Origin of the sequence: Metapseudomonas boanensis, assembly GCF_042232855.1 — a bacterium.
In the GTDB taxonomy this organism is placed as follows: Bacteria; Pseudomonadota; Gammaproteobacteria; order Pseudomonadales; family Pseudomonadaceae; genus Metapseudomonas; species Metapseudomonas boanensis.
Map to the genome: position 1 here is coordinate 1,483,846 of NZ_CP113889.1, position 11,458 is coordinate 1,495,303.

The 11,458-nt window shown below is 59.4% G+C and carries 10 protein-coding genes; 1 reads left to right on the forward strand and 9 read right to left on the reverse strand.

Annotated features, from left to right (window positions below):
* Nucleotides 1–557: 557 nt before the first annotated feature.
* The 4 genes from OXH74_RS06790 to OXH74_RS06805 form a co-directional block, all read right to left on the reverse strand.
* A complete protein-coding gene (locus tag OXH74_RS06790; protein WP_375737726.1) occupies nt 558–2,093 on the reverse strand; it encodes an IS66 family transposase in 1,536 nt (511 codons plus the stop codon).
* 61 nt (nt 2,094–2,154) lie between these two features.
* On the reverse strand, nt 2,155–2,490 hold the full coding sequence (tnpB, locus tag OXH74_RS06795) for an IS66 family insertion sequence element accessory protein TnpB (protein WP_155688131.1): 336 nt from the start codon (nt 2,488–2,490) through the stop codon (nt 2,155–2,157).
* On the reverse strand, nt 2,487–2,804 hold the full coding sequence (locus OXH74_RS06800) for a transposase (RefSeq protein ID WP_375737727.1): 318 nt from the start codon (nt 2,802–2,804) through the stop codon (nt 2,487–2,489). The genes tnpB and OXH74_RS06800 overlap by 4 nt, the downstream gene beginning before the upstream one ends.
* A 444-nt stretch (nt 2,805–3,248) precedes the next feature.
* Nucleotides 3,249–5,189, reverse strand: a complete 1,941-nt coding sequence (locus OXH74_RS06805) for a phosphoethanolamine transferase (RefSeq protein WP_375740588.1) — start codon at nt 5,187–5,189, stop codon at nt 3,249–3,251.
* Nucleotides 5,190–5,475: 286 nt separating this feature from the next.
* Between OXH74_RS06805 and OXH74_RS06810 the strand changes: the two genes are divergently transcribed.
* A complete protein-coding gene (locus OXH74_RS06810; protein WP_375740589.1) occupies nt 5,476–6,912 on the forward strand; it encodes an O-antigen ligase family protein in 1,437 nt (478 codons plus the stop codon).
* Here the strand turns inward: OXH74_RS06810 and OXH74_RS06815 are convergent.
* From OXH74_RS06815 to gmd, 5 genes are all read right to left on the reverse strand, one after another.
* Nucleotides 6,894–7,253 (reverse strand): VanZ family protein, encoded by a 360-nt coding sequence (locus OXH74_RS06815; RefSeq protein ID WP_375741576.1) that lies wholly within the window; start codon nt 7,251–7,253, stop codon nt 6,894–6,896. The two genes, OXH74_RS06810 and OXH74_RS06815, sit on opposite strands and share 19 nt — an antisense overlap.
* Before the next feature lie 54 nt (nt 7,254–7,307).
* Nucleotides 7,308–8,717: a mannose-1-phosphate guanylyltransferase/mannose-6-phosphate isomerase gene (locus OXH74_RS06820; RefSeq protein WP_375740590.1), complete on the reverse strand. Its 1,410-nt coding sequence runs from the start codon at nt 8,715–8,717 to the stop codon at nt 7,308–7,310.
* 30 nt (nt 8,718–8,747) lie between these two features.
* Entirely contained in the window at nt 8,748–9,218 is a 471-nt protein-coding gene (locus tag OXH74_RS06825; RefSeq protein ID WP_375740591.1) for a GDP-mannose mannosyl hydrolase, read from the reverse strand.
* Between the two features lie 86 nt (nt 9,219–9,304).
* On the reverse strand, nt 9,305–10,282 hold the full coding sequence (locus tag OXH74_RS06830; RefSeq protein WP_375740592.1) for a GDP-L-fucose synthase family protein: 978 nt from the start codon (nt 10,280–10,282) through the stop codon (nt 9,305–9,307).
* A 2-nt stretch (nt 10,283–10,284) separates the two neighbouring features.
* Nucleotides 10,285–11,409 carry a GDP-mannose 4,6-dehydratase gene (gene gmd / locus OXH74_RS06835; RefSeq protein ID WP_215372016.1) on the reverse strand — a complete coding sequence of 375 codons (1,125 nt, stop codon included), beginning with the start codon at nt 11,407–11,409 and terminating at the stop codon, nt 10,285–10,287.
* Nucleotides 11,410–11,458 lie beyond the last annotated feature (49 nt).

Sequence of the window (11,458 nt, forward strand, 5' to 3'; positions counted from 1 at the left end):
TCAGCCCGGTCCGCATGGGTATCGCTCCGCTCCACCCATCCTACGAACTGATGCGCTGTAGAGGCGAATCATGGGCAGGGCGGGCCGCCCCCGTAGGAGCGAGCTTGCTCGCGAATGTGAGCCCCGCTTTCGCCAGCAAGCTGGCTCCTACAAATAGCTTTAGCCACGTAGGATGGGTTGAGCTTGCGATACCCATCAGCCCGGTCCGCATGGGTATCGCTCCGCTCCACCCATCCTACGAACTGATGCGCTGTAGAGGCGAATCATGGGCAGGGCGGGCCGCCCCCGTAGGAGCGAGCTTGCTCGCGAATGTGGCCCCGCTTTCGCCAGCAAGCTGGCTCCTACAAATAGCTTTAGCCACGTAGGATGGGTTGAGCTTGCGATACCCATCAGCCCGGTCCGCATGGGTATCGCTCCGCTCCACCCATCCTACGAACTGATGCGCTGTAGAGGCGAATCATGGACAGGGCGGGCCGCCCCCGTAGGAGCGAGCTTGCTCGCGAATGTGGCCCCGCTTTCGCCAGCAAGCTGGCTCCTACGAAGTAAGCGAACGGGCATTACACCTTGCCGGCGGATACCCAGTTGTGCGGCAGCAGCTCGGCTAGAGCGCTGGCCTTCTGCGTCGGCAGTCGTGTCAGCACATCCTTGAGATAGGCATAGGGATCATGCCCATTCATGCGCGCCGACTGGATCAGGCTCATGATTGCCGCCGCCCGTTTGCCGCTGCGTAGCGACCCGGCAAACAACCAGTTCGAGCGTCCAAGGGCCCACGGCCGGATCTGGTTCTCGACCGGGTTATTGTCGATGGGCACAGCACCATCCTCGACATAGCGAGTCAGTGCCTGCCAGCGTTTGAGGCTGTAATCCAAGGCTTTCGCCGTGGCTGAGCCGTTGGGCACCCGATCACGCTGGGCCAGCATCCAGGCATGCAGCGCGTCGAGGATCGGTGAAGCCTGTTCCTGCCGTATTCGCCCGCGTTCTTCATCGCTCATGTCGCGCACTTGGCGTTCGACTTCGTACAGCCCAGCGATAGAGTGCAGCGCCTGTTCGGCCAGTTGGCTTTTGTTCGCCGCGTGCAGATCGAAAAACTTGCGGCGGGCGTGGGCCATGCAGCCGATTTCGGTGATGCCTTGCTCGAAACCGGCCTTGTAGCCAGCGAAGTCGTCGCAGACCAGCTTGCCATTCCACTGGCCAAGAAAATTGCGCGCATGCTCGCCGGCACGGCTGGGGCTGAAGTCGTAGACCACGGCCTTCAGATCGGCGAAGGGCGTGGTGCTGTAGGCCCAGACGTAAGCCCGATGGGTTTTCTTTTCGCCCGGCGCGAGCATTTGCACCGGGGTTTCGTCAGCGTGGATCACGCGTTGGCCCAGCACGGCTTCGCGCAGCGCATCGACCAGCGGCTGGAGCTGCACGCCGGTTTGCCCGACCCACTGCGCCAGCGTCGAACGAGCGATAGCCAGGCCGGCACGGCCGAAGATCTTTTCCTGCCGGTACAGCGGCAGGTGGTCGGCGAATTTGGCCACCATCACGTGCGCCAACAGGCCGGCGGTGGGGATACCCTTGTCGATCACCTGCGCCGGCACCGGCGCCTGGATCAGCGTTTCGCACTGGCGGCAGGCCCATTTCCCACGCACATGCTGCTCGACGGTGAACACGCCCGGCGTGTAATCCAGCTTTTCGCTGACGTCTTCACCCACGCGTTGCAGCTGGCAGCCGCAGGCGCACTGGGTGTTCTCCGGTTCGTGATGGATCACGGTGCGCGGGAGTTGCGGTGGCAGCGGTGCACGCTTGGGCTGCTGGCGTGCTTCGGCCGGCGCAGCCGGCGGATTGACCGCTTTCAGCTCCGCCTCGATGGCCACGATGTCGGTGTCGAGCAGGTCATCCAGCAGGCGGCCCTGGTCAGGGCTCAGTTGCTCGCTGCGCTTGGCAAACTTGTGCCGCTTGAGGATGGCGATTTCGTGGGTGAGGTTCTCGATAACCGTTTGGTCGCGGTGGATCTTCTTGCCCATCAGGTCGACCTGCGTGAGCAACTGCGCGGCCAGTGCGCGCAGCTGGTCAGGTGTCAGTTGGTCGAGATTGGGCGAGGCAGTCATGCCGCTGATTGTGCCAGAGCAGGCGGTCAGCGGAGATAAACCGATGGGCTAATGGCAGGTGCTACAGCACTGTGATCGCGCCGGCGGCACCGACCCGCTGCCAGGGTAGACCCAGTACCAAAGCCTGAAGTTGCTCGGTGTCGAGTTCGACTTCCGAGCCGTGCCGGATGCCTGGCCAGTGAAACTTGCCCTGGTGCAAGCGCCGCGCGGCCAGCCAGATACCCACACCGTCATGCACCAGGACTTTCATGCGGTTGGCGCGGCGATTGGCGAAGAGATAGGCACAGTGCGGCTTCGCCGCACCGAACACGGCCACCACACGGGCCAACGCGGTGTCGGTACCGGCGCGCATGTCCATCGGTTCGGTGGCGAGCCAGATGGTATCGATGCGGATCACGGGGTGAGCCCACGCACAAAGCGGGCGCAGCCTTCAGGATCGGAGGCTGGCCATTTCACCGTGACCGCTTGCTCGCCAAGGGACAACTCAATGATTGCGAACGCCTCAGTTGTTCGTTTAGGCGTGGCCCTCAATGGAACGAACGCCGGCAACGCCGCTGGTGGCTGATCTCGGTAAAGCGGCAGCCACTTGCGAATGACGTTGGCGTTGATGCCGTGGCTGATGGCAACGCTGGAGACGGTCGCACCAGGTTGCAGGCACTCCTGAACAACCTGGGCCTTGAACGGTTTGGGGTAAGAGCTTCGTTGGCGCATGGAAATCCCGGCGATAAGGGCTATCGCGTCCGCTTAAAAATACGCGGACACCATCGCCCTTAATGCGGGAGTTCGGAAGGTGACTTGGCTGGACGCTTACCCTACGAATAGCTTTTAGCCACGTAGGATGGGTTGAGCTTGCGATGCCCATCAGCCCGGTCCGCATGGGTATCGCTCCACTCCACCCATCCTACGAACTGATGCGTTGCAGGGGCGATTCATGGGCAGGGCGGGCCGCCCCCGTAGGAGCGAGCTTGCTCGCGAATGTGAGCCCCGCTTTCGCCAGCAAGCTGGCTCCTACAAAAACATGCACCGCCCCACCACCACCCCAAAACATCGTCCCCGTACCCGTACCTGTAGGAACAAGGGGGACGCCGAGTTCTTGCTCGCGAATGTGGCCCCGCTTTCGCCAGCAAGCTGGCTCCTACGAATAGCTTTTAGCGCTCATTCTTTATCGCCAACCAGTTCAAGATTATTACCAAGCCCGATCAAACTTAAGGACTTGCAGCCGCCTATTATCTGGCGCCTTCTTGCGGACTCGAAAGACAACTCCATTTTCCTGCAATAATCACTTGCCAGAATGCGCCCACCCTTGACATCCAGGTAGCTCGAAGTATCGGCATCGGTTGAGTCAATAAAATTGAACTGGTCAAACTTAGGGCGCGCAGGCTTCTCGGCACTTAAGTTGACAAACGAAATACCATCACTTATTTCACGCACAACGATTGGCGGAAGCTGAGCCTCCTCCCCGACTACTGGTTTCAAATCCATTTTAGATGTCGCTGTGTTTTTCACTCGAACACCTGCAACATCCAGGATAGTAGCCGAGAGCTGGGCCAGGCTTGCTGTTCTGGAGCTTTTCGCAAGAGTCACGTACTTCCGATATAGCTCGGCACGCTGCAGCCTGGCGGGCCCGTTAAAGTAGATGAAGAACGGCACCCGTGCCATTTCATGCGTGAACCGGGAAGAATCATGTCCTTTTCCGGTAAAAACCGAGTCGCCGTGATCGGAGAAATAGATCAGCACTGCTGGCGTATCAAGCCCGCGAACATAGTCAAGGGTCTTCGAGACGCTATAGTCTATATATTTGACTGCTGAATCATAGGCATCGACAGATTCAATTGAGACATAGTCAGCCTCTGACATCCTGATTCCAGAACCGGAAGAAAAATACCCATCAACTGGGACCCTCCACTCCTCCGGGATGTTTGCAAGATATTCTCCATGCCCTGCATAAGAATGGAGAAACGTAACCGAGGCATTGCTTTTGCTTGAAAAGTCCAGATTTGCAAGCTGCGCCTCGAAAAACGCATCATCCCATGGCCTTGCGGCCTTACCATCACTGTTGCCAAGCCGCCGCGAATCCGTGCTGAAGGTATTTTCGGCGTTCTTGAAGATGATGGATGACGCCTGATTCCAGGTTCCGACCATGCCCTGGTTGCTTATCAGGCGAACATCCACCTTGGCCTTCCTTAATACATCAACAACAGAAATCCGCCGGCGCCGCTCAATTGGCAGAAAATCCTCTTCGCTGTGCAAGGCAAATGAAAACGCCTCCAGCAGTGATGGGGACGTATGCGTGTGGGTAGAAAATACATTTTCAAAAAGAATGAAATTCGGATCTTCATCGAAGACCTTCTTGAGCCTTGGGGTCGTGTCTCGCGGATAGCCGTAGAGACTCATATTCATTACCGAGGTGGACTCCCCGACATAAACAAAGACATCAACCTTGCCTTCAGCCTGCACTGCCTCGGGTGGTTCATTCGAAAAGTTACTCTTTACCACCAGATAAGATTCTGAATTACTGAAAAATAATGAAGCGGAATCCAGAAACGTCAGCAGGATTGCACCAATAACAAGCAATCCAGACAGCGCCAGCTTTATATGGGTATAGTATTGCTTGGTAAAGGTTCTTGAGTGCAGCCACCACTTCAACAAATAAAAACTTGAAACCGCCATCAGCAAGTAGAGCAGGTAGAGAGCAAGCGCTTTCATACGAAAATCTGGCTTGATCGTTTCCTGCATCGTGGCGAGCCAGAATTTTGCCTCCTCAAAGTCGAAGTCCTTGGCCTCAGAGAATGAATCGACCCCGAGCGACCCGATGAAGCCCGACACAGGCTGATGAAAAAGCATCCAGGCCAGGCCCACTAAAAATGTAATTACAGCAGAAATGAACCTTCTCTTATTCAGCAGGAGTAGCGAGACATACGTCGCTCCAGCAAAGAACAGATACTCTGCCTTTCTTGAGTAGAGGATCGAGGCGACCAACTTGAGTTCCTCGCCTCTGCCCAAAAACAAAAGTCCCCCCACAGCCATGAGTGCCAGGAAAACCAGCAGGATCAGTAAAACAACAAAAACACGAACCGCGCTGCGACCCTTGATCATTTTTGATCTCCTTATGGCTCAAAGGAGTGACATGGCTACCAGTTGCTCTATGCCCGCATTCCTGATCCAGATTTTGTAGGAGCCTGATTGCTGGCGAATGCCAACCCTTTCACTTGTAGGAGCGAGCTTGCTCGCGAACCACGACCCTTTCGGGACCCGTTCGCCAGCAAGCTGGCTCCTACACGAACTATTTCGCCGGCGCGGTATCCCCCTCCTACACTTACGCCATTCACTCTCTGCCGCGCGCCGCGCATGGCTGCCCACTATCAAACGGAAGAGCCCGCCTATGCTCCGGTCTACCCGCCACCTTGAGCGTTTTCTGCTCGCCGGGATGCTGCTTGTGTTGGTGTGGCTGCCGATGCCCCTGGGCAGCAATCGCGAGTGGGCGGTTGGGCTGTTCATCCTGTTGATGGGCGGCCTGGGATGCGCCTGGGCGATTGGCCAGATTTACGGCGGTGCCGAACGAGGCCCGCAGAACAAGGCCATGAAGACTGCCCTCCCCTTGCTTGCGCTGCTTCTACTCACGCAGGCCTGGGTGGCGGTGCAATGGCTGGCCGGCCTGACTGTCGATATAGGGTCGACCTTCCAACACCTGATGCTCGGCCTGGCCTATTGCCTGCTGTTCCTGCTGGTGATCGCGCTGTTCCATACCCGCAAGCGGCTCAACCTGCTGCTTGGCACGCTGGTGGTCAGCGGTACGCTGCAGGCCTTCTTTGGCGCCTTCATGACCCTTTCCGATGTGGAGTGGCTGCTGGCCGGTCCCAAGGACAGCTACATCGGCGACGCGACCGGCACCTTCGTCAACCGTAACCATCTGGCCGGCTATCTAGAGATGACCCTGGCCTGCGGCATCGGCCTGCTACTGGCTCTGCGCGATGACCGCCCCTTCAGCTGGGCGAACCTGGTGGAGCTGCTGATGGGCCCCAAGGCGCGTCTGCGCCTGGCCCTGGTTGTGATGGTCATCGCTCTGGTGATGACCCACTCGCGCATGGGCAACATTGCGTTTTTCGCCAGCCTGTTGCTGGTCGGTAGCCTGTTCGTGGTGCTGGAAAAGGAGAATCGCCTGCGTAACGGCCTGATTCTGACCAGCATCATTCTCATAGACGTCCTGGTGGTCAGTCAGTATTTCGGTCTGGAAAGACTCAAGGATCGCGTGCTCAGCACCCGCTTGAACGATGTGGTTGTGAATGGCGAAGTGGTCCAGCAGGCCAACGAAGTTCGCGACGATGTGTTCAGCTACGCCCTGCCGCTGCTCCGGGAACGGCCGCTGATGGGCCAAGGCGCCGGCAGCTTCGAAGCGGTGTTCCCCAGGTACCCGGGCGAGGACATCCGCATCCATTTCGACCATGCGCACAACGACTATATCCAGTTCGCCGTCGAGTTCGGCCTGCTGGGCAGCCTGCCACTGGCTGCCTTCATCCTGGCGGCCTTGTGGTATGCACTCAGGGCGCTTTGGCGGCGCGAGTCGGTGTATCGCAGAGGAGTAGGTTTCGGCGCGGCGATGGGCATCATCGCCCTGCTGATCCACTCCAGCACTGACTTCAACCTGCAAATCCCGGCCAACGCCGCGACCCTGGTCGTTGTCTGCGCGATAGCCGTGCTCGCCGGCAGCCAGGCCGCACCGCGCAAGCACGCGGAACATCCCGGCAGGGACGGCTCTCCCCGCGGCCATGAACGCCCCCTCGACGCACCGCGCCTTCCGCCTCAGCCAGCACAACCATAACGGCGAGCCCGCAACCAGCTTTGCAACCACAGCGAGCCAATCCAGCCCAGCATTACGCCGAGGGTGTTGGCGATCACGTCGCCAGCCGATGGCGTGCGGTTGGGCAGCAAGCCCTGGCCCAGTTCGATCAACAGTCCTGTCCCCAGGCAGATGGTCAAGAGCCAGATGAAATGCGTGCGGGGAAACCCCAGGCGCGAGGTCGCAGCCAAGGCAGCAAAGCCGAGTAAATGGTGCAGCTTATCCTGCTGCTCAACCGCCTCTGGCAGCGGCTCAGGCTTCAAGCCGGCGAACAGGATGACCGCGAGGACGGCAAAAAAGGGCAAAACACGCAAATATCGCATGAGGGCTGGAGACATCCCGGTTGTCCGAATGAGTGCTGGATGCATGGGTGGCGCTCACGCCCGCCCGTACTTGTCTTCGAAGCGCACGATGTCGTCTTCACCCAGGTAGGAGCCCGACTGCACTTCGATCAGGTCCAATGGAATGACGCCTGGATTTTCCAGGGCGTGGACCTGGCCGACGGGGATGTAGGTGGACTGGTTTTCGGTCACCAGGTAGGTCTTGTCGCCATTGGTGACCTTGGCCGTCCCGCTGACGACTATCCAGTGTTCGGCGCGGTGGTGATGCATCTGGACCGAAAGCTTGGCGCCGGGCTGCACGGTGATTCGCTTGACCTGGTAACGCTGACCTCTGTCGATGGAGTCATACACGCCCCAGGGACGATAGACCTCGCGATGGTTGATGTGCTCGTTACGCGAACAGTCTTTCAACTGCTCGACGATCTTCTTCACGTCCTGCACATGGTCCTTGTGTGCAACCAGTACGGCATCCTTGGTTTCGACAATGACCAGGTCTTCGACCCCAACGGCCGCGACCAGGCGGCTGCTGGCATGCACAAAGTTATTGCACGAGCGCTGGTGCAGCACGTCACCCTTGAAGACGTTGCCCTGCTCGTCCTTTTCGCTGATACCCCAGAGCGCCGACCAGGAGCCGATGTCACTCCAGCCCGCATCCAGCGGCACCATGGCCGCATCCTCGGTCTTCTCCATCACCGCGTAGTCGATGGAGTCTTCCGGGCAGGCGGTAAAGGCGGCCTGATCCACGCGGGTGAACTGCATATCACGGGAGGCTCCTTCCAGGGCCGTACGACAGGCCGCAAGTATGTCCGGCCGGAAGCGCTCCAACTCGTGCAGATAGCGGCTTGCACGGAACATGAACATGCCGCTGTTCCAGAAGTAGTTGCCACTGGCCAGGTACTCCTGGGCCTCGATCATGTTTGGTTTCTCGACAAAGCGGCTGACCGCAAAACCGGTATCACCTATGCCTTCACCCTTCTCGATGTAGCCATAGCCTGTTTCCGCGTGGGTGGGGACGATGCCGAATGTCACCAGCTTGCCGTCCTCGGCCAGAGGCATGGCTGCCCGGACACTGGCATGGAAAGCCGATACATCCTGGATCTGATGATCCGCCGCCAGTACCAGCAGCAGCGGGTCATCGGCCTCGGCGCACGCCTGCAAGGCCGCCAGGGCAATGGCCGGTGCAGTGTTACGGCCGATGGGTTCGAGCAGGATGTTGGCCTTCGCCATGCCCAGCAGACGCAGTTGCTCGGCAGCGAGGAATCGGTGCTCCTCGTTGCAGATCAGCCGGGGCAACTCGGCATCGAGCCCCTCAAGGCGACTGATAGTGGCCTGCAACATGGAGAGGCCAGCATCGGCCAACGGCAAGAACTGTTTCGGTTTGAGTTGGCGCGACAGCGGCCACAGGCGGGAGCCTGAACCGCCGGCCATGATGACCGGTAGGAACATTTCGGGCGTCCTTTTGAGCTGTTGGAAGTGCTATTGCAGGGCATCCAGGTAGGCGCGAGCGTTGTCGTGCACCTTGGAGCTGGCCTGCATCTCGGCCACGCGCCACCAGCGGAAGCAGTCGTGCTGGGCGGCAGGGGTTATGAGCGTCGTAGAAGGGGGTAGGCGGAGCTGGTAACCCAGCACGACGTAATGGGTGTCGGGATGGGTTGGCGTATCGCCAAACACGCTATCGCTGTAGAAGTGCTCATAGACACCCAGCAAACGCGCCTGGCGTCGCTCGAACGCCTGCCCCAGCTCGTCCAGAGTCAGTCTCCGGAACGCAGCATCGAGACTCTCGTTCTTCAGGATCCGGCCCCCGGGTACGAACCAGTACCCATGGGCTGGGCGGTTCAGCCGCTGGCCAAGGAGAATGGCCCCTTCGGCGTTCTGCACCACCAGGTCGATAGCGACCAGCGGAGTCAGTGCCACGACGGTGCGGAAAGACTCGTTACTCAGCCACATGATTGCTCCTGAAAAAATCCAGGCACGAAATCGACAAGGTGCGGGTAACGCTTGGACGGGCAGCCGCGTGGAGGCGGGAGGCACCGTCAGTGCATGCGCGCATGCTCCACGTTCTCGACGTACCAGCGGTAGGCATCGCGCAGGCCCTCCTCCAGTCCGATGCTGGCTTGCCAACCCAGCGCTTTCAGGCGGGACACATCCATCAGCTTGCGCGGGGTGCCGTCCGGCTTGCTGGCATCGAAGCCCAACCGGCCGGCGAAACCCGTAACCTTGGCGAGGGTTTCCGCCAGTTCGCGGATACTGCAATCGACACCGGTGCCAACGTTGATGTGCGAGAGCATCGGCTGGGTGTTGGCCTGATACGTTGCGCTCTCCAACTCCATCACATGCACGCTGGCGGCGGCCATGTCGTCCACATGCAGGAATTCGCGCATCGGCTTGCCGCTGCCCCAGATCACCACTTCTTCGTCACCCCGCTGCACGGCTTCGTGGAAACGGCGCAGGAGCGCCGGGATCACGTGGCTGTTCTCCGGGTGGTAGTTGTCGTGGGGGCCATACAGGTTGGTCGGCATCACGCTGCGATAGTCGCGGCCATGCTGGCGGTTATAGCTTTCGCACAGTTTGATCCCGGCGATCTTGGCGATGGCGTAAGGCTCGTTGGTAGGCTCGAGGATCCCCGTGAGCAAGGCGTCTTCCCGCATCGGTTGTTCAGCATGCTTGGGATAGATGCAGGATGAGCCGAGGAACAGAAGCTTCTGCACGCCAGCCTGGTGCGCCGCCTGGATGACGTTGGCTTCGATCATCAGGTTCTGGTAGATGAAGTCCGCCGGATAGCTGTTGTTGGCGTGAATCCCGCCCACCTTGGCTGCCGCCAGATACACCTGATCAATACGGTTGGTGTTGAAGAAAGATTGCACGGCGGCCTGGTCGAGCAGATCCACCTCATCATGCGCGGCCACGAGAATATGGGTATAGCCCAGCGCCTTGAGGCGGCGGACGATGGCCGACCCCACCATGCCGCGATGGCCGGCGACGAAAACAGCCTGGTTCAGATCTCGGGCCACGTTCAGTGCTCCCCTGCAACCGGCACTTCGTGGCCGTGCTGTTTGAGGAGCGCGTGACGCTGCGCGACCTTGAGGTCTTCACGAATCATCTCGGCACACATTTCCTGCACGGTGATTTCCGGTACCCAGCCCAGCTTCTGCTTGGCCTTGGTGGGGTCGCCAAGCAAGGTTTCCACTTCGGTCGGACGGAAGTAGCGAGGGTCGACGCGAACAACCACATCGCCGATCTTGAGGGCCGGCGCCTTGTCGCCCGCAAGGCGTTCGACAATGGCCATTTCGTCCACGCCTTCACCTTCGAAGCGCAAGGTGACCCCCAATTCTGCTGCAGACCAGCGGATGAATTCGCGAACGGAATACTGCACGCCAGTGGCGATGACAAAGTCATCCGGCTGCTCCTGCTGCAACATCATCCATTGCATGCGCACGTAGTCCCTGGCGTGTCCCCAGTCACGCAGCGAATTCATGTTGCCCAGATACAGGCAGTGTTCCAGGCCTTGCGCAATATTGGCCAGGCCACGGGTGATCTTGCGGGTCACGAAGGTTTCGCCACGGCGCGGCGACTCGTGGTTGAACAGGATGCCGTTGCAGGCATACATGCCATAGGCCTCACGGTAGTTGACCGTGATCCAGTAGGCGTAGAGCTTGGCCGCCGCATAGGGTGAGCGCGGGTAGAACGGCGTGGTTTCCTTCTGCGGGATTTCTTGCACCTGGCCGAAGAGCTCGGAAGTGGACGCCTGGTAGAAGCGAGTCTTCTTCTCCAGCCCAAGCAGGCGAATCGCTTCGAGAATGCGCAGGGTGCCCAAAGCATCCACATCGGCCGTGTATTCCGGCGACTCGAAGCTCACGGCTACGTGGGACTGTGCGCCCAGGTTGTAGACCTCATCCGGATGCACTTCCTGGATGATGCGGGTGAGGTTGGATGAGTCGCTCAGATCGCCGTAATGCAGCACGAAGTTGCGATCATCGACATGCGGCCCCTGATAGATGTGATCCACACGCTGGGTGTTGAAGGAGGAAGCGCGACGCTTGATGCCATGCACCTCATAGCCCTTTTCGAGCAGGAGTTCTGCAAGATAGGAGCCGTCTTGGCCGGTGATGCCGGTGATAAGGGCTTTTTTCTGTGTCATCTATCAGTCCTCTTCAAATCAGAGAGGTAATACCGCGGGTGCTGCGCAG